Annotated in this window: 16 protein-coding genes; 4 read left to right on the forward strand and 12 right to left on the reverse strand. The window is 73.5% G+C overall.

Translation table 11 applies throughout. The features are described 5' to 3' along the window. Positions 1-218 precede the first annotated feature (218 nt). The 6 genes from HCK00_RS25530 to HCK00_RS25555 all read right to left on the reverse strand — a co-directional run bounded on the left by HCK00_RS25530 (position 219) and on the right by HCK00_RS25555 (position 7,742). Positions 219-689 carry a GNAT family N-acetyltransferase gene (locus HCK00_RS25530; protein WP_168104401.1) on the reverse strand — a complete coding sequence of 157 codons (471 nt, stop codon included), beginning with the start codon at positions 687-689 and terminating at the stop codon, positions 219-221. Positions 690-1,584: 895 nt separating this feature from the next. Beyond that, entirely contained in the window at positions 1,585-2,580 is a 996-nt protein-coding gene (gene hemB / locus HCK00_RS25535; RefSeq protein ID WP_375782011.1) for a porphobilinogen synthase, read from the reverse strand. Positions 2,581-2,723: 143 nt separating this feature from the next. Next, positions 2,724-4,400 carry a bifunctional uroporphyrinogen-III C-methyltransferase/uroporphyrinogen-III synthase gene (locus HCK00_RS25540; protein ID WP_168104403.1) on the reverse strand — a complete coding sequence of 559 codons (1,677 nt, stop codon included), beginning with the start codon at positions 4,398-4,400 and terminating at the stop codon, positions 2,724-2,726. Next, positions 4,397-5,437, reverse strand: coding sequence for a hydroxymethylbilane synthase (gene hemC, locus HCK00_RS25545; RefSeq protein WP_375782012.1), 1,041 nt, complete (start codon positions 5,435-5,437; stop codon positions 4,397-4,399). The genes HCK00_RS25540 and hemC overlap by 4 nt, the downstream gene beginning before the upstream one ends. A 74-nt stretch (positions 5,438-5,511) precedes the next feature. Next, a complete protein-coding gene (locus tag HCK00_RS25550; RefSeq protein WP_168104404.1) occupies positions 5,512-6,981 on the reverse strand; it encodes a glutamyl-tRNA reductase in 1,470 nt (489 codons plus the stop codon). After that, positions 6,978-7,742: a redox-sensing transcriptional repressor Rex gene (locus tag HCK00_RS25555; protein WP_168104405.1), complete on the reverse strand. Its 765-nt coding sequence runs from the start codon at positions 7,740-7,742 to the stop codon at positions 6,978-6,980. The genes HCK00_RS25550 and HCK00_RS25555 overlap by 4 nt, the downstream gene beginning before the upstream one ends. Before the next feature lie 575 nt (positions 7,743-8,317). Between HCK00_RS25555 and HCK00_RS25560 the strand changes: the two genes are divergently transcribed. The 4 genes from HCK00_RS25560 (at position 8,318) to HCK00_RS25575 (ending at position 12,420) form a co-directional block, all read left to right on the forward strand. Continuing rightward, positions 8,318-8,596, forward strand: a complete 279-nt coding sequence (locus HCK00_RS25560; RefSeq protein WP_168104406.1) for a glutaredoxin family protein — start codon at positions 8,318-8,320, stop codon at positions 8,594-8,596. A 151-nt stretch (positions 8,597-8,747) separates the two neighbouring features. Beyond that, on the forward strand, positions 8,748-9,677 hold the full coding sequence (locus tag HCK00_RS25565; RefSeq protein ID WP_168104407.1) for an HAD family hydrolase: 930 nt from the start codon (positions 8,748-8,750) through the stop codon (positions 9,675-9,677). 340 nt (positions 9,678-10,017) lie between these two features. After that, positions 10,018-10,812 carry an ECF subfamily RNA polymerase sigma factor, BldN family gene (locus HCK00_RS25570; RefSeq protein WP_168104408.1) on the forward strand — a complete coding sequence of 265 codons (795 nt, stop codon included), beginning with the start codon at positions 10,018-10,020 and terminating at the stop codon, positions 10,810-10,812. A gap of 417 nt (positions 10,813-11,229) precedes the next feature. Next, positions 11,230-12,420, forward strand: coding sequence for a DUF5667 domain-containing protein (locus tag HCK00_RS25575; RefSeq protein WP_168104409.1), 1,191 nt, complete (start codon positions 11,230-11,232; stop codon positions 12,418-12,420). A gap of 85 nt (positions 12,421-12,505) precedes the next feature. On the opposite strand, the gene HCK00_RS25580 is transcribed toward HCK00_RS25575, so the two are convergent. The 6 genes from HCK00_RS25580 to HCK00_RS25605 all read right to left on the reverse strand — a co-directional run bounded on the left by HCK00_RS25580 (position 12,506) and on the right by HCK00_RS25605 (position 18,489). Further along, a complete protein-coding gene (locus HCK00_RS25580) occupies positions 12,506-13,591 on the reverse strand; it encodes a lysophospholipid acyltransferase family protein (RefSeq protein WP_168104410.1) in 1,086 nt (361 codons plus the stop codon). Positions 13,592-13,617: 26 nt separating this feature from the next. Beyond that, a complete protein-coding gene (locus HCK00_RS25585) occupies positions 13,618-14,733 on the reverse strand; it encodes an NAD-dependent epimerase/dehydratase family protein (protein ID WP_168104411.1) in 1,116 nt (371 codons plus the stop codon). A 624-nt stretch (positions 14,734-15,357) separates the two neighbouring features. Next, positions 15,358-15,456: a 30S ribosomal protein bS22 gene (locus tag HCK00_RS25590; RefSeq protein WP_003948845.1), complete on the reverse strand. Its 99-nt coding sequence runs from the start codon at positions 15,454-15,456 to the stop codon at positions 15,358-15,360. 111 nt (positions 15,457-15,567) lie between these two features. Then, positions 15,568-15,777, reverse strand: a complete 210-nt coding sequence (locus tag HCK00_RS25595) for a helix-turn-helix domain-containing protein (RefSeq protein WP_019707698.1) — start codon at positions 15,775-15,777, stop codon at positions 15,568-15,570. A 670-nt stretch (positions 15,778-16,447) separates the two neighbouring features. Next, positions 16,448-17,620, reverse strand: coding sequence for an acetoin utilization protein AcuC (locus tag HCK00_RS25600; RefSeq protein ID WP_168104412.1), 1,173 nt, complete (start codon positions 17,618-17,620; stop codon positions 16,448-16,450). A gap of 119 nt (positions 17,621-17,739) precedes the next feature. Continuing rightward, positions 17,740-18,489 (reverse strand): HAD family hydrolase, encoded by a 750-nt coding sequence (locus HCK00_RS25605; protein WP_240966181.1) that lies wholly within the window; start codon positions 18,487-18,489, stop codon positions 17,740-17,742. Positions 18,490-18,495: the final 6 nt, after the last annotated feature.

The raw sequence follows: 18,495 nt of genomic DNA on the forward strand, positions 1-18,495 counted from the left end.
GCGCCCAGTCGCGGCGGGTCACGCAGGCACGGCCTCCAGGGCACATGCCACAGGCTTCCCGAACCAACCGTCGTACCTGCCGCGGCGCGGCCTTCGCCGCTCCATCCCGGACGAGGCCGACCGGGCACGCATCCCGCGGAATCAGCGCGCCTCTGGCGGCGGCCGGGCCGCAGTACGAGCCGGGGCAACCGCAGGCTCGACGGCAGTCGAACGCGGCATCAACCCGTCACGACCGCCGCCGCATAACAACGAAGGGTCACGCGCTGAGAGGGACCCCACCGTTGCTCGACCGTGGCCAGCAGTTCCCAGCCCAGCCGCTCGTAGAGTGCTGCCGCGGCGGCGTCGGAGGCCACGACGTCCAGCACCGGATGCAGACCACGGCGTTGTGCCTCCTCCACGGCCCGGCCGATCAGCAGTGCGCCGATGCCGTGCCCCCTGGCCGACGGGGCGACGAACAGTCGGCTGACCACAGCGGCCAGCGCCTTGTCCGTCCCGTTCCGCTCACTCCACAGACCGGGCGCCCGATCTTGTTCACCGTTGCGGGACAAGCTGACGTGACCGACGAGAACGCCGTCCAGCTCAGCGACCCAGGCCCCGACCTCGGAAGCGCGCGACAGCCACTCAGCGGGCCGGTCCGGCCAGTTCACCGGGTAACCGTCACATTGATGGACTTCCCCGAGAACCTGCACGCACCTGCGCACATCGTCACCGTCATCGTCCCTCGACCGGACGCGGGGATCCGAACGCCCCCCACCACCCGAGCCGCTCTCCGTGCCCCGTGGGCGCCTGACGCCGGACGCGGGGTGGGACGCGCCGTCCGGTCGGCATTCTCCGCGACGCCTCAGCTCCGCCTCCCGGCCTCCTGGCCCACGACCCCCCACGCCCCGACCCACAAGATCCCCCTCACGCCCGAAGGCTCGCCCGGCACCGGGACGGGTACGACCACGCCACCACGACCCCCCGATCCGGCCATGCCGATGAACCGCCCGCAGGCGTCCAATCGTGCACCATCCGACTCCCCGCAGTCACCGCGACCACGGACAGCCCGCCACGACGGCGGGACAGCCGGAGAAGACCACGCACGCGTGTGCCCCGCGCGCCCCCACCCACCCCGGCCACTCCGTCTTGTCGAACTCGCCCACCGGGCACGCCCGACCCCGAGTGGCGAAAAGCACCGCGAACCCCCGGCCCCGGCGCCGTGACCTCAGCTCCCAAAGGGCCGGGCGGCCCGCGACGCACCCGAAACCACCACCGCGCCGCCCACCCGGCCCTCCCGGAAAGCGGCACCGGACCGGCACCGGCCGCTACCGCCACCGGCACCGGCACCGGCATCGAACCCGGGCAAAAGATCACGACCACCGACCCACGACCACCCGCCGGCCCAACGCCACACGCCGACCCACCACCCGCCCATGGCCACCCACCGACCCACGACTGCCGACCCACGCCCCCCGCCCACGACCACAGCCCCCCGAGTCCCGGACACAGCAAAGCCGCAGGAGCTCCCGCCCCTGCGGCTCACTTCCGGCCGGTCACACCCAGGTGGGTACCGAGACGGGAGCACCCGGCCCCCCCGCCCCGGCCTCACTCCCCCCGGTTCAGTCGCCGTGCGACCTCGTCCGCCCAGTACGTCAGCACCAGGTTCGCCCCGGCCCGCTTGGCCCCGGTCAGGGTCTCCAGAATGGTGCGGTCCCGCTCGATCCAGCCGTTGGCGGCCGCCGCCTCGACCATCGCGTACTCGCCCGACACCTGGTACGCGGCGACCGGGACGTCCACCGCGTCGGCCACCTGGCGCAGCACGTCCAGATACGGCAGCGCGGGTTTGACCATCACCATGTCCGCGCCCTCGGCGAGGTCCAGCGCCAGCTCGCGCAGCGACTCCCGGCCGTTGGCCGGGTCCTGCTGGTACGTCTTCCGGTCGCCCTTCAGCGAGGAGTCCACGGCCTCCCGGAACGGACCGAAGAAGGCCGAGGCGTACTTCGCCGTGTAGGCGAGGATCGACACGTCCTGGTGGCCGGCGCCGTCCAGCGCGTCCCGGACCACCCGGACCTGGCCGTCCATCATCCCGCTCGGCCCGACGACGTCCACGCCCGCCACCGCCTGCACGCGCGCCATCTCGGCGTAGCGCTCCAGCGTCGCGTCGTTGTCGACCCGGCCCCGGGCGTCCAGGACCCCGCAGTGGCCGTGGTCCGTGAACTCGTCCAGGCAGAGGTCGGACATGACCACCAGGTCGTCGCCGACCTCGGCCTTCACGTCCCGGATGGCCACCTGGAGGATGCCGTCCGGGTCCGTTCCGGCCGTCCCCCGGGCGTCCTTCTCCAGCGGCACCCCGAACAGCATGATGCCGCCGACACCCGCCTCGGCCGCGTCGGCGGCGGCCTTCCGCAGGGTGTCGCGGGTGTGCTGGACGACGCCCGGCATGGAGGAGACCGGCACCGGTTCGGTGATCCCCTCCCGCACGAAGGCGGGGAGGATCAGGTCCGCCGGGTGCAGCCGGTGTTCGGCGACCATGCGGCGCATCGCGGGGGTGGTCCGCAGCCGCCGCGGCCGGATCACCGGACCGTTCGGCGGGGCCGGCACGGCCCCCGGCCGGCCGGGAGCCCGCGGCCCGGACGGCGTCCGCGCGTCCTCGCCGGCCCCGCCGGCACCGTCGGCCGCTCCGCTCCCGCCGTCGGCCTTTGCCGCGGCCCCGGCACCGCCGGTCGCGTTCTTCCTCCCGAACCTCATGACGTGGCACGCCTCCTGCGCGATCCGGGCCGGCGTTCACTCGGCCGGGTGACGGGCTCGCCCGCCTCGACGGCCGCGGTCCGGCGCTTGGCGCCGAAGTCGGCCAGCGCCTCGGCGAGCCGGGTCACCGACGGCTCGGGCGAGAGGACGTCCACCCGCAGCCCGTGCTCCTCCGCCGTCTTGGCGGTGGCCGGGCCGATACAGGCGATGACGGTGACGTTGTGCGGCTTGCCCGCGATACCGACGAGGTTGCGCACGGTGCTGGACGAGGTGAACAGGACGGCGTCGAAACCGCCGCCCTTGATCGCCTCACGGGTCGTGGCCGGCGGCGGCGAGGCGCGCACGGTCCGGTAGGCCGTGACGTCGTCCACCTCCCAGCCCAGTTCGATCAGCCCGGCCACCAGGGTCTCGGTGGCGATGTCGGCGCGCGGCAGGAAGACGCGGTCGATCGGGTCGAACACCGGGTCGTAGGGCGGCCAGTCCTCCAGCAGGCCGGCGGCCGACTGCTCGCCGCTGGGCACCAGGTCGGGCTTGACCCCGAACTCCACCAGGGCTCTCGCGGTCTGCTCGCCCACGGCGGCGACCTTGATCCCGGCGAAGGCGCGGGCGTCGAGCCCGTACTCCTCGAACTTCTCCCGGACGGCCTTCACGGCGTTGACGGAGGTGAAGGCGATCCACTCGTACCGGCCGGTGACCAGGCCCTTCACCGCGCGCTCCATCTGCTGCGGGGTGCGCGGCGGCTCGACGGCGATGGTCGGCACCTCGCTGGGCACCGCGCCGTAGGAGCGGAGCTGGTCCGAGAGGGACGCGGCCTGCTCCTTGGTCCGCGGCACGAGCACCTTCCAGCCGAAGAGCGGCTTGGACTCGAACCAGGACAGGGGACCGCGCCGCGCGTCCGTGCTGTGCTCGCCGACAACCGCTATGACCGGCTGGCCCCCGTCCGCCGACGGGAGCACCTTGGCGGCCTTCAGCACCTGGCCGATGGAGCCGAGGGTGGCGGTCCAGGTGCGCTGCCGGGTCGTGGTGCCGGCGACCGTGACGGCCATCGGGGTGTCCGGCTTCCGCCCGCCGGAGATCAGCTCGGCCGCGGCGGCCGCGACCGACTCCAGAGTGGTGGAGACGACGGCGGTGGCGTCGCTGGAGCCGACCTCCGTCCACGAGCGCTCGGAGGCCGTGGCCGCGTCGATGAAGCGGACGTCGGTGCCTTCGGCGGTCCGCAGCGGCAGCCCGGCGTAGGCGGGCACGCCCACGGCGGTCGCCACCCCCGGCACCACCTCGAAGACGATGCCCGCGGCGGCGCACGCCAGCATCTCGTCGGCGGCGTCACAGTCCAGGCCCGGATCGCCGGAGAGCGCGCGGACGACCCGCTTGCCGCCCCGCGCGGCCGCCATGACAAGATTGGCGGCATCCTGAAGGGCCTTCCCCGCAGGGGAGTTGGCCCCTTGGTCCGACGTGCCGTCAGGCGCGAGCTGTGGGATGTCCACCCCTGCGCGCGTGTGCGTGACCACCACGTCGAGCACCCGGGGGTCTGCGACCAGCACATCCGCCTGGGTGAGCGCCTCCACGGCGCGCAGCGTCAGCAGCCCCGGATCGCCGGGCCCGGCACCGAGGAAGGTGACGTGACCGACAGCCGGCTGCGGCGCGGAACGGAGATTTACTGCGGTGGGGCTCAAAGTGCTCGCTCCCCCATAAGACCGGCCGCACCCTTGGCGAGCATCTCGGCGGCGAGTTCGCGGCCGAAGGCCGCCGCGCCGTCGGGCGACGAGGGTACGGGACCGGTGGTGGACAGCTGCACCAGCGCGGTGCCGTCGGTCGTGCCGACGACGCCGCGCAGGCGCATCTCGGTGACAGTCTGCCCGTCGGCCAACAGGTCGGCCAGCGCTCCCACGGGTGCGCTGCAGCCGGCCTCCAGGGCGGCGAGCAGGGATCGCTCGGCGGTCACGGCGACCCGCGTGCGCGGGTCGTCGAGTTCGGCGAGCCGGGCCGCGAGGGCGGTGCCGTGCACACGGTGCGCGGCCACACACTCGACGGCCAGTGCCCCCTGGCCGGGGGCGGGCAGTACGGCGTCGACGGGCAGCTTCTCCGTCGCCTCGCCGATGCGGCCGACCCGGTGCAGGCCGGCGGCGGCGAGGACGACCGCGTCGAGCTCGCCGGAGCGTACGTAACCGATGCGGGTGTCGACGTTGCCCCGGATCGGCACGGTCTCGACCGCTCCGCCCAGCGCGGCGGCCCAGGCGTTGAGCTGCGCCATGCGGCGCGGCGAGCCGGTGCCGATCCGCGCGGCCGGACGGCCGGCCGGCGCGAGGGCGGCGAGCTCCGCGAAGGTCCGGCCGTCGCGGGCGACGAGCGCGTCGCGCGGGTCCTCGCGTTCGGGCACGGCCGCTATGACCAGGCCCTCCGGCTGGGTGGTCGGCAGGTCCTTGAGCGAGTGGACGGCGAGGTCGATCTCACCGGCGAGCAGCGCGTCACGGAGGGCGGAGACGAAGACGCCGGTGCCGCCGATCCGCGCGAGGTGCTCGCGGGAGATGTCGCCGTAGGTGGTGATCTCCACCAGTTCCACGGGACGGCCGGTGAGGGCGCGCACGGCGTCCGCCACCTTCCCGGACTGCGCCATGGCGAGCTTGCTGCGCCGGGTGCCGAGGCGGAGCGGTCCGCGTCCGGCGAGCCCGGCCGCGGCGTCCGGGGCGCCGACGGGCGGTGCCGCGGGCAGTCCCGTGCGGTGGGCGGTGACGCCCGGTCCGGGACGGGTGGCTCCGGTGGTGCTCATGGTGGTGCCTCTGTCGTTCATGTCCGCCCCCTTCCGGGGCCGCCGCCGTCGGCTCTGCTGACGGCGGCCACCGCGTCGGGGTCCAGGTCGAACAGTTCCCGCAGCGCGTCGGCGTACCCCGCGCCGCCGGGCTCCCCCGCGAGCTGCTTCACCCGCACGGTGGGCGCGTGCAGCAGCTTGTCGACGACGCGGCGCACCGTCTGGGTGATCTCGGCGCGCTGCTTGTCGTCGAGGTCGGGCAGCCGCCCGTTGAGCCGGGCGAGCTCGCCGGCGACCACGTCGGCGGCCATGGTGCGCAGGGCCACGACGGTCGGGGTGATGTGCGCGGCACGCTGCGCGGCGCCGAAGGCGGCGACCTCCTCGGAGACGATGCCGCGCACCCGGTCGACGTCGGCGGCCATCGGCGCGTCGGCGGCCGCCTCGGCGAGGGTCTCGATGTCCACCAGCCGTACGCCCGGCACCCGGTGCGCGGCGGGATCGACGTCCCGGGGCATGGCCAGGTCCAGCAGCCGCAGACCGGCAGCGGCAGTGGCGGTGGCGGTGGCGGTGGCGTCTGTGGCGGTGCCGGTCGCCTCGGCGGCAACGCGCGCGTCGAGGGCGGACCGCAGGTCACCGGCGGTGAGGACGAGACCGGTGGCGCCGGTACAGGAGACGACGACCTCCGCCCGGGCCAGCTCGGAGGGGATGTCCTCCATGGCGACGGCGCGCGCCACCGGGCCGTCGCCGGCTCCGGCGCCTTCTCCGGTCACCGCGTCCCGCCCGCCGCCGTCCGGGGACGTCCGCTCGCCACTCAGGGCGAGGGCGAGCCGCTCCGCCCGCTCCCGGGTGCGGTTGGCCACCGCGATCTCGCGGACCCCGGCCCGCGCCAGGGTGGCCGCCGCCAGCGAGGACATGGACCCGGCGCCGACGACGAGCGCCCGCTTCCCGGCGGCCCACTCGGTGACCTCGGCGAACCCCTCACCGGCGGCGAGCCGGCCGAGGCCGAAGGTGACCAGCGACTGCCCGGCCCGGTCGATGCCCGTCTCGCTGTGGGCGCGCTTGCCGACCCGCAGGGCCTGCTGGAAGAGGTCGTTGAGCAGCCGCCCCGCGGTGTGCAGTTCCTGGCCGAGGGCGAGCGCGTCCTTGATCTGGCCGAGGATCTGCCCCTCGCCGACCACCATCGAGTCCAGGCCGCAGGCCACCGAGAAGAGGTGGTGGACGGCGCGGTCCTCGTAGTGGACGTAGAGGTAGGGCGTCAGCTCCTCCAGCCCGACGCCGCTGTGCAGGGCGAGCTGGGTGGACAGCTCGGCGACCCCGGCGTGGAACTTGTCCACGTCGGCGTAGAGCTCCAGGCGGTTGCAGGTGGCGAGCACCACGGCCTCGGCGGCCGGCTCCGCGGTGAGCGCGTCCTGGAGCAGCTTGCCCCGCGCCTCCGGGGCCAGCGCGGCCCGCTCCAGCACGCTGACCGGCGCGCTGCGGTGACTCAACCCGACGACGAGCAGACTCATGCCGGCATCACGGCGGGGACGTCCCCGTCGGGTCCCTTCCCTCCACCGGAGCCGCCACGCACGGCCCGCGCGGGGGCCGCCGGCGCCGCCGGTGACTCCTCGCCCGCCTTGCGCTGCTCGTGGAAGGCGAGGATCTGCAGCTCTATGGAGAGGTCGACCTTGCGCACGTCCACCCCGTCGGGGACGGAGAGGACGGTGGGCGCGAAGTTGAGGATCGAGGTGACACCGGCGGCGACGAGCCGGTCGCACACCTGCTGGGCGGCGCCGGCGGGCGTGGCGATGACGCCGATCGAGACCCCGTTCTCCTCGATGATCGCCTCGAGTTCGTCGGTGTGCTTCACCGGCAGCCCCGCCACCGGCTTGCCCGCCATGGCCGGGTCGGCGTCGATCAGCGCGGCGACGCGGAAGCCGCGGGAGGCGAAACCGCCGTAGTTGGCGAGCGCGGCGCCGAGGTTGCCGATACCGACGATCACAACCGGCCAGTCCTGGGTGAGCCCCAGCTCACGGGAGATCTGGTAGACGAGGTACTCGACGTCGTAGCCGACCCCACGGGTGCCGTAGGAGCCGAGGTAGGAGAAGTCCTTGCGGAGCTTGGCGGAGTTCACCCCGGCCGCGGCCGCGAGTTCCTCGGACGAGACGGTGGGGACGGAACGCTCCGACAGAGCCGTCAAGGCGCGCAGATACAACGGAAGCCGGGCGACGGTGGCCTCGGGAATCCCTCGGCTGCGGGTCGCCGGTCGGTGCGTTCGGCCAGTTGCCACGGTGCTCCTGCGGGTAGAGCGGGGCTGTGGGCGGCCTCGTCTCCGCGGACCGCCCCGTCCCTTGCAGGCTATGTCTTTGTGAACGCGTGCACAAAGATGGTGTCCTATTTGTCCGCGCAAAGTGATCGGGCTCACGCGATGAATTCCGGCCACGAGGGAACCGGAAGCCGGGATCGCCCCGGCGCGACCTCTGACCAGCCACGGGGGCACCGGCTCACCACTCCTCGTCACTCCGCCCCCGAGCGCACCAGAACGCCCCTCGATGGTAGTGGAGACGATGGCTGGTTCCCAGCCGTCGCACCGACGCCGACATCACACCGGGAAAGACTCCCCTCCTCCCACACCTTCCAGAGCTTCCAGAGCTTCCAGAGCTTCCAGAGCTCCCGGGCCCGGGAGCTCCCCAGTCCCGGCGGACCCGGCAGACCCGGCGGAGCCGGCCGACCGGGGAGAGGCTCCCGCGCCGCCCGCCGCAGGACGCGTTCCAGGCCGCGCGCACCCCTCCCTAGCCCCCTCGGCCCCCTCGCCCTCCCCCGCCCCTCTGCGCCGGGACGGCGTGGCGCTGCACAATGCACACCATGAGCCCACTCCTGCGCCGCTCCGCCCGCCCCGGCCCGGCCGACCGCGTCGTGACCCTGATCGGAAAGCCCGGCTGCCACCTCTGTGACGACGCCCGGGAAGTGATCCGCACCGTCTGCGCGGACCTCGGCTCCTCCTGGGAGGAGAAGGACATCACCCGGGACGAGGAGTTGCACCGGCTCTACCGGGAGCAGATCCCGGTCGTCCTGGTCGACGGCGCGCAGCACGACTTCTGGCGGGTGGACCCGGCCCGTCTGCGCAAGGCGCTCGGCGGCTGACGGGCGCCGGGTGGGGGGTGGACCCCGGCGCCCCGGCGCTCCCCCTGCCGCCGTGGCGCCACCGCCGGGCCGCCTCACCCTTCGGCCCGTGTTCACCCGCCGCAACCGGACCGTCTCCGGCGCGGACTGATCAGTGGTTATGCTCGGGCCCATGGCCGCTCTGGGATGGCTCCACCACCGCAGACGCTCCGCCACGGCCCGCAGCGTGCTCGCCGGCGAAGCGTCGGCGGAGGCTGCCCGCAAGACATCGCTGGAGATCGGGACCGCCCCCGAGGCGCCCCCGGCGCAACCGGAGTTCCCCGTCGTCGGCGACGTGCGCGCGGCGGCGTTCTTCGACCTGGACAACACGGTCATGCAGGGCGCGGCCCTGTTCCACTTCGGCCGCGGGCTGTACAAGCGGAAGTTCTTCAGCAAGCGGGAGCTGGCCCGTTTCGCCTGGCAGCAGACGTGGTTCCGGCTGGCCGGCGTCGAGGACCCGGCCCACATGGAGGACGCCCGGCAGAGCGCCCTCTCCATCGTCCGGGGCCACCACGTCCATGAACTCATGGAGATGGGCGAGGAGATCTACGACGAGTACATGGCCGGCCGCATCTGGCCGGGCACGCGCGCGCTGGCGCAGGCCCACCTCGACGCCGGCCAGAAGGTGTGGCTGGTCACGGCCGCCCCGGTGGAGGCGGCGACGATCATCGCGCGCCGGCTCGGACTCACGGGCGCCCTGGGCACCGTGGCCGAATCGGTGGACGGTGTCTACACCGGGCGGCTGGTGGGCGAACCCCTGCACGGCCCCGCGAAGGCGGAGGCCGTACGGGCCCTGGCACTGGCGGAGAACCTGGATCTGACCCGCTGCGCCGCGTACAGCGACTCGCACAACGACATCCCGATGCTGTCGATCGTCGGACACCCGTACGCCATCAACCCGGACACCAAGCTGCGCAAGCACGCCCGCTCGCGCGACTGGCACCTGCGCGACTACCGTACGGCGCGCAAGGCGGCGAAGGTCGGCATCCCGGCCGCGGCGGGGGTCGGGGCGCTGGCGGGGGGCGCGGCGGCGGCCGCGGCACTGCACCGCAGGCGCCGGTAGCCACCTGCCACCACCGCCACGGGCCACCCGCCACGGCCCGGCGGTCACGCACCGCGCTCGAATTCCCGTTCCCGAGCCCGGCGGCCGGGCCCATCCCCGACCGGAAGCGAACACAAGGTGCGGCAAAACGGTCAGGTTACGTACCGCGTTCACCGTCCGACCGATCAGCAATCCATAACGCACGGGAACTAATCGCCGAATTGGGCAACTCGGCGTAGCGCGCTCTGCACGAAGCGTTATTCTCCTCTGACGCATACCGGTTCCCATGATCCCCACGCCCCATGCGACGGGTGAACGGTTCCGCACTGCACGTGATGGAAGCTCTGCCTCTGGGAGTCCCGTGTACCCACATGTCGGGGTTGACGCCTCGGGCCTGGCCAAGCTCCGCGCCGCGGTTCTCGACCAGCTGCGCGACCTCGTCCCCACCCCCCGTCTGCTGCCGGCCCTCGCCGTCCCCGCCTCAGCCGTACCCGCTCCCGCCACGGGCATCCCCGCCGCGGTCAGCCGCAGGGTCCCGCTCACCTCCGGCTCGGCGGGCCCGGGCGGCAGCCGCGCCTCCACCGCCCGCCGTCCCGCCGCCGACCGCGACAGCCGCCGCATGATGGACCTCGTCGAGCGCGCCCAGGACGGCGAGGCCGAGGCGTTCGGGCGCCTCTACGACCAGTACGCCGACACCGTGTACCGCTACATCTACTACCGCGTCGGCAGCCGGGCCACGGCCGAGGACCTCACCAGCGAGACCTTCCTCCGGGCCCTCCGCCGCATCTCCACCTTCACCTGGCAGGGCCGCGACTTCGGCGCCTGGCTGGTGACGATCGCGCGCAACCTCGTCGCCGACCACTTCAAGTCCAGCCGCTTCCGGCTGGAGATCACCACGGGCGAGATGCTCGACGCCAACGAGGTCGAGCGCAGCCCCGAGGACTCCGTCCTGGAGTCGCTCTCCAACGCCACCCTGCTGGACGCCGTCCGCCGGCTCAACCCCCAGCAGCAGGAGTGCGTGACGCTCCGCTTCCTCCAGGGCCTGTCGGTGGCCGAGACGGCCCGGGCGATGGGCAAGAACGAGGGCGCCATCAAGACCCTGCAGTACCGGGCCGTCCGTACCCTCGCCCGGCTGCTGCCGGAGGACGCCCGCTGACCGGCCCGGCCGGCCCGGCGGAGAGCCCACGCCCCCGGCCGGCCCCCGGGGCCGCTCCTCCCGGACCGCGACGTGTACGGGCCCGCTCACCGTACGGGCCCGCTCACCGTGCGGGGGCCGCCCGCCGGACCCGCACCGACGTGCACGGTCCTGGCCCCGACCTGGCCCGGACCTGCACCGGTCACCGCCGCTCCCGGACGCCGGTCAACCACCGTCCTGAGCAGTCCACGGCCTCACGCGGCGGGGGATCCGGGCCCCGTAACCCCACCGTCGAGCCACTCGTTGTGCGGGATGCAGACTCCCATCGGTTGCGCCCATGCTTGCTATTCGTCACTCGTCCGAGTGGTCGTGTGCGAGCCTGGCAACCGCCCCCATCGGTCCCGGAGTCGCAGCTGACGAGGAGAGGAGGGGCCGCCTGTGATCAGATCCGCACCGGCGCACCGGCGGGCGAACGCCTTCGCCGAAGCCCTGGACGAACGGCGGCCCGAACCGCCGGAGGACGACGCCGAGCTGGGCAGGATGCTGTCCGTCGCGGCCGGGCTCGGCGAACTGCCCGCACCCCGTCTGGACCCCGGGGTCAGAACCGTCCAGCGGGCGCAGTTGGTCGCCGCAGTCGAGTCGATGTTCGCCGGCGGGGCCCCGGCCGGCGAGGAGGGGGCAGCGGCGAGACCCATGCCCGGTCAGCGCTCCGGTCGCGCCGGGGCACACGCCCGTCGTGCGCGGGCGCAGGGCCGGCTGCGTCCGCGTTCACGCTGGTCCCAGGGGCTGGCCGCGGGCGGCCTGACGGTCGGCGTGGCCGCCGGGGCGTTCGGCGGCGTCGCCGCCGCCAGCTCCGACGCCCTGCCCGGCGACTCCCTCTACGGCCTCAAACGCGGCATGGAGGACCTCCGCCGTGGCCTCGCCGACGACGACCGGGAAGCCGGCATGCTCTACCTCGACCAGGCCGCCACCCGCATGCACGAGGCGAGCCGTCTGATGGAGCGCGGCCGCGCCGGCGAGCTGGATGAGGACTCGGTCGGGGAAGTCCGCCGCGCCCTCTCCGGCATGCGGCACGACGCCTCCGAAGGCCACCGTCTGCTCAGCTCCGCCTACCAGCGGAACGGCTCGCTGGCGCCCATCGAGGCCCTGGACTCCTTCTCCCGGGCGCACCGGGAGGGCTGGCAGTCCCTCAGTGGCCGTCTCCCGGCCCAGCTCATCGACGTACGCGACGAGGTCACGGCCGTCATGGACGCCATAGAGCATGAGGTGGGTCCGCTGAAGGCGCTGCTGCCCGACGATCCGTCCGCCGGGATCCCGGGGCTCCGGCAGCCCTCGGGCCGTTACGCCCCTTCCGGCCCCGGGAGCGGGACCGGGGAACCGGCGCCGCCCGGCGCGGCTCCCTCCGAGAGCGTCCCGGGCGGCTCCGAGCCCCAGCCCTCCGGCTCCGCGAGCGGCCCGGAAGGCGAGTCACCGGGCGGCACGGGGAGCCCGCTCGACCCGTCGGGCACGGGCAGCCCGTCCCTCCCACCCGGCGGTGAGGCCACGCCGCAACCGCCGGAGATCACTCTGCCGCCGCTGTTCCCGGGGCTCCTCCCCGACTTCGGGTTCGATCCGGACGCCCGGAACTGAACCGGTCCGCCCCGGCCGGCGCCCGCCGGCCGGGGCGTTCACCGGTCCGTGATCCAGGCCCGCCGCTCCGTCCGGCCCGCCCCCGTCAGAAGAACACCGACCGGCGCTCGACCAGCAGCTTGTAGAGGGTGTGCTGGATGGTCTCCCGCACCTGGTCGGTGAGGTTGAACATCAGCATCGGGTCCTCCAGGGCCTCCGGCGTGTAGCCGTCGGTGGGGATCGGCTCACCGAACTGGATCGTCCACTTGGTCGGCAGCGGTACGGCGCCCAGGGGGCCGAGCCAGGGGAAGGTCGGCGTCAGCGGGAAGTACGGCAGCCCCAGCAGCCGGGCGACGGTCCGGGCGTTGCCGATCATCGGGTAGATCTCTTCCGCGCCGACGATCGAGCAGGGCACGATCGGGACTCCGGCCCGCAGCGCGGTGGACACGAATCCGCCGCGCCCGAAGCGCTGGAGCTTGTAGCGCTCGGAGAACGGCTTGCCGATCCCCTTGAACCCCTCCGGCATCACACCGACGACCTCGCCGCGCTCCAGCAGCCGTTCGGCGTCCTCGGCGCAGGCGAGCGTATGACCCGCCTTGCGCGCCAGTTCGTTGACGACCGGCAGCATGAACACGAGGTCGGCCGCGAGCAGCCGCAGCGTGCGGCCCGCCGGGTGGTTGTCGTGCACGGCGACCTGGAGCATCAGGCCGTCCAGGGGGAGGGTCCCCGAGTGGTTGCAGACGACCAGCGCGCCACCGGTGTCCGGGATGTTCTCCAGGCCGCGCGCCTCCACCCGGAAGTACGACTCGTAGAGCGGCCGCAGCGCGGACATCAGGACGTGCTCGGTGAGGTCCTCGTCATAGCCGAACTCGTCGACTTCGTACTCGCCGGTGAGGCGGCGGCGGAGGAAGGCGAGGCCGGTGGCGAGCCGCCGCTCCCAGCCCTCCGGCTCACCACCGGCCGGCGGGGCCGGGGGCGAGCCCCCTGTGCCACCCGCGCCGCCGGTACCGCCGGTGCCGCCGGTGTCCGCCCCGCCGGTGGGAACAGCGCTCAGCGAGGGCTCCGCGCCGGCCGCACCCGTACCGGAATCGGCGTCGCCGGCCCTGCGCCGGCCGGTGCGGCGCCGCGCCGGGCGCTCGCCCGCCCCTCGGGGCCGGTCCTCACCGAACGGGATCACCTTGGCGTCCGCCATGCTGGTTGCGCTCCTCGGTTGACGTGTCAGGGGGCGAGGGGGGAGCGGCGCGGTCCGCCGTCCGTCCCGGAGCCGTCGGCCGGGCGGTCGAGCAGCGCCTCGCCGAGCCGGTCCACGGCGCGGGCCAGCCGTTCCGGCGGGAGCAGCCCGGGGCCCCGGCCGCGGGCGAAGTCGGCGAAGGTCTCCGCCGTCGTGTACTTCGGCTCGAATCCCAAGGTCTCCCGCATCTCCCGGGTCCGCACGACCCGGCCGTGGGTCAGCAGCCGGACCTGCTCGGGCGAGAAGTCGGTCATGCCGACGAGACGCAGCAGGGAGCGGACGCCGGTGAGCGCGGGCAGCAGCAGCGGCAGCGTGGGCCTGCCCAGCCGGCGGGCGGTCTGCGACAGCAGCAGGACGCCGTCGCCCGCGATGTTGAAGGTGCCGCTGTTGAGGGTGGAGCGGCGTGGCTCAGAGGCGGCGATCCGCAACACCTCCATCACGTCGTCCTCGTGGACGAACTGGAGCCGCGGGTCGTAGCCGAGGACGGTGGGCAGCACCGGCAGGGAGAAGTACTCGGCGAGCGGCGTGTCGGCGCGCGGGCCGAGGATGTTGGCGAAGCGCAGGACGCACACCGCCACATCGGGACGGCGCCGCGCGAACCCCCGGACGTACCCCTCCACCTCGACGGTGTCCTTCGCGAACCCCCCGCTGGGCAGGGATTTGGCCGGGGTGGACTCGTCGAAGACGGCCGGGTCCCGGGAGGCGGAGCCGTACACGTTGGTACTGGACTTCACCACCAGCCGCCGCACGGAGGGTGCCTTCTGGCAGGCGCCCAGGAGCTGCATGGTGCCGATGACGTTGGTCTCCTTGAGCGCCGCCCGGCCCCGGGTCGCCTTGGTGGTACCGCCGACGCCGAAGGTGGGCGGCCGGGTGCCGGTGACGTCCAGGTGGACGACGGTGTCCACGGCGTGCTCGACGAGGACACGGGCGATCATCGGCTGCCGGATGTCGGCCTGCACGAACTCGGCCTCGCCCAGATCCCGTTCCGGCGGCACGACATCGACCGCGATCACCCGGGCGACCTCGGGTTCCCGCTGGATCCGCCGCACGAAGCGGCCCGCGAGCTGCCGCCCGGCACCGGTGACGAGCACGACCTTGCCCAATATCAGCGCCTTCCCTCCGGCCGGGCGGTGCGGTGACCGTGTCCGCGGCCCTACTGCCTGCCGTCTTCTCTCTTCCGGCCTGGTCTTCCGGTCCGGTTCCTCTGCTCCGGATCCGCCTCTCCCACCGGCGGCTGGTGAACCCCGGGCCACCGTGCCCGCGGACGTCACTCCTCGTCCGCGATCACCGGCACCTCGGCAACAACCACCGGCACCTCGGCAACGATCACCGCAGACGGCACGTGGGTGCCCCTGCTTCCCGGCCGCGGAGGCGTTCACGGGCGCCGCTCGGTGTTCGATTCTCCACGTCTTGCCGCTCGCCGGTCACCGTATCCCGTGGCCGGGGTGGTGAGGTGACCGGGAAGACGGAATTCCGTAGGCCGGCCCGGTCGAACGGGGCGGGGTCCGCGGCCTCGAGCGGCCGGGTGGACCTCGGGCGGGCCGGGGCTCGGTCCCCGCACGGGTGTGAGGCGGCACCGACGTGACCCGGCCCGGACGTCCGGCGGCACCGCACCGGCGCACGGCCGGGCCCAGCCCCGGACGGGGGCGCCATCCACCCCGCGGGCACAACGCAGCCGCCCTCCCGCCGTGCCGGCGGGAGGGCGGCCATTGGTCCTGCCGTCGAACTTACTTCTTGTTACGACGCTGGACTCGGGTGCGCTTGAGCAGCTTGCGGTGCTTCTTCTTGGCCATCCGCTTACGCCGCTTCTTGATGACAGAGCCCACGACTACCCTCGCTTACTTCGAATCACTCGGTGCGGGGCGTCCGAGCCCACACGACCTACATCGGGTCAGCCTACCCGCCACCGCGTGATGGACGTAATCCGAGGGGCGCCGTCAGGCGGTCTCCACCCCCACATAGGACTCGCGGAGATATTCATGGACCGCCTGTTCCGGGACGCGGAAGGACCTCCCCACCCGGATGGCAGGCAGATGACCACTGTGCACCAAGCGGTACACGGTCATCTTCGACACTCGCATCACCGCGGCGACCTCCGCCACGGTCAGGAAAACGACCTCGTTGAGAGGCCTTTCGCCACCAGCCATTGAGACACCTGAACCTTCCGCACCGGACGGTCACCGGCTTCCCCTCCGGTAACTCCTCGTCGCTGTGTGCTCACTCCCAGAGTAGGGGCGGGTGGTACGAGTGGGGAAGAGGAGCAGCGTTCGCTCTCCTACTGGGACAGACGCCCCCCATTGAGTACATAGCGCGTAGGCGACGGGGGTAAGCGAACCTCACGGTGTCATCGGGGGAAACAGTGGCCCTCACGCGCCCCGCCCCGCGCCTCCCCGCGCCGCCGGTCCCGCCCCGGTCACCGGCCCACTCTCGTGAGACCCGGCGTGAACTGGGAGTTCGCCCCGCTCACCACGCAGGCCGAGGGTGCGGGCGACCTCTCCCCGAGGCCGGGCCCGGCGCCCGGAACGGTACGGACGGACGCGGCCGACGGCTCCGTACCCGGATTCCGCGCCGGGCGCCGCCCCTCCCCCACCGGGGCCGGAGGAACCCGCCGTCCGGCGCCGCCGGAAAGGGTACGTAGACCGAACCGGGTCGTTATGTCGACTCATCGCCCCTGCGACGATATGAGGTGGCGGCATGTCCCCGCCGAGAGAACACGGCCCGGGGAGCGTAGCGCAGCGGAGTCCGGCGCCGGAGGGCCTGCTGGAGACGCCCCGGGCGTTCACGGCCGTAACCGGTACCGCGGTGTGCCGCGCGGCACTACGGCAGCAGCCCGTGGGCCGGGAACACCGCACGCCGGGTCGCCAGCACCGCCTGGTCGAGACGGTCCGCCGGGTCGTAGCCGCCGTCCTCGAAATCACGCCAGTGCGGGTCGCGGCCGTCCGTCATCCGCCGCGGCGCGAGCTGCCGGGTCCGGGCGTACACCTCCTGGCGCCACTCCTCCGGGGTCTCCGCCGCCGGGTCGACGGGCCGGCCCGCGGCGATGGCGACAAGATGGGTCCAGGAACGTGGCACCACCTCCGCGACCGCGTACCCGCCCCCGCCGAGGGCGAGCCAGCGGCCCTCCGCGTGCGCGTGGGCGAGGTCGTGGCAGGCCTCCTGGACGGCACGCTGCGCGTCGAGGCTCACCGCGAGATGGGCGAGCGGATCCTCGATGTGGGTGTCCGCGCCGTGCTGGGTCACGAGCACCTGGGGGCGGAACGCCGACAGCAGCTCCGGCACCACGGCGTGGAACGCGCGCAGCCACCCGTCGTCCGTGGTCCCGGCGGGCAGGGCGACGTTGACGGCTTTGCCCTCCGCACCCTCCCCGCCGGTCTCCTCGGGCCATCCGGTCTGCGGGAAGAGCGTCCGGGGGTGCTCGTGGAGCGAAAGGGTCAGCACCCGGGGGTCGTCCCAGAACACGGTCTGCACGCCGTCCCCGTGGTGGACGTCGACATCCACGTAGGCGACGCGTTCCGCGCCGAGTTCCAGCAGCCGGGCGATGGCCAGGGCGGCGTCGTTGTAGACGCAGAAGCCGGCGGCGGAACCCGGCATCGCGTGGTGCAGCCCACCGGTGAAGTTCACCGCGTGCAGCACCTCGCCCCGCCACACCGCCTCGGCGGCACCGACGGACTGACCGGCGATCAGCGCCGAGGCCTCGTGCATCCCGGGGAAGGCGGGGTCGTCCGTGGTGCCCAGCCCGTACGAACCGTCGGCCGAGGCGGGGTCGGCCGAGGCCTTCCGCACAGCCGCGAGATAGTCCGGGCGGTGGACGAGCCGCAGCGTCGAATCCCCGGCGGCCCTGGCGGCGGTGACCCGCAGTTCGCGGTCGAGGCCGAACGCCTCGACCAGCTTCATGGTCAGCGCCAGGCGCACGGGGTCCATCGGGTGGTCCCGCCCGAAGTCGTACCGGGTGACCGCCTCGTCCCACATCAGCTGCGCACGACCACTCATGGCGGCCACGGTATCGGTCCGGTTGACGGCCGAACCAACGGGGCGCTCCGGCGCCGGACCACCACCGTCCCCCGAGACGGCCGCGGGGAACACCGGGATGCCGGGGCCGCACAGCCCGATCAGGAACCGGGGCGCCCCAGGTGTCGGGGGAGCTCGGCCATGGCGGAGAAGAGTGCCGTGGCCCCGGTGAGTTGCGCGGCGGGGGTCATGGCGGTGAAGCCGTACACGTCCATGCCGGCGGCCACGGCCGCCCGTACGCCGAGAGGACTGTCCTCCACCACCGCGCAGCGCTCCGGCGCCACCCCCATCGTGGCGGCGGCGTGGAGGAAGAGGTCCGGCGCCGGCTTGCCCTGTCCGACGTCCTGCGCGCTGAAGACACGGCCCTCTTCGATGTAGGCGTCCAGGCCCGTGGTGCGGTGGGTGACCCGGATCCTCTCGTGGTGCCCGGAGGACGCCACGCAGTACGGCACGCCTTCCGACGTCAGCTGCGCCAGGACCTCGGCGACACCGTGGACCGGACGCAGTTCCCGGCGGAACTCCGCGAACACACGCCGGTGGAAGGTCTCGTCGAAATCCGCGGGCAGCCGGCGGCCGGTACGTTCCCACACCAGATCGTGGACCCGGTGCAGGGCCGAGCCCATGTAGTCGCGCAGGGAGTCCTCGTAGGTCGTGGGATGACCGAGTTCGGTGAGATAGGCGGCGAGAGCCCGGTTCGACAGGGGCTCGCTGTCCACGAGGACACCGTCGTTGTCGAAGATGACCAGCTCGTAGCGGCCGGCGTCCACCGCCCCGTGGTGGAGACCCCGCGGACCGCCACCGCTCCGCCCGTGCTGACCGTCGTGACGCATCGGCTCATTCCCTCGAAACATGGCACA

The sequence above is a fragment of the Streptomyces zingiberis genome, assembly GCF_012034935.1.
Lineage (GTDB): Bacteria > Actinomycetota > Actinomycetes > Streptomycetales > Streptomycetaceae > Streptomyces > Streptomyces zingiberis.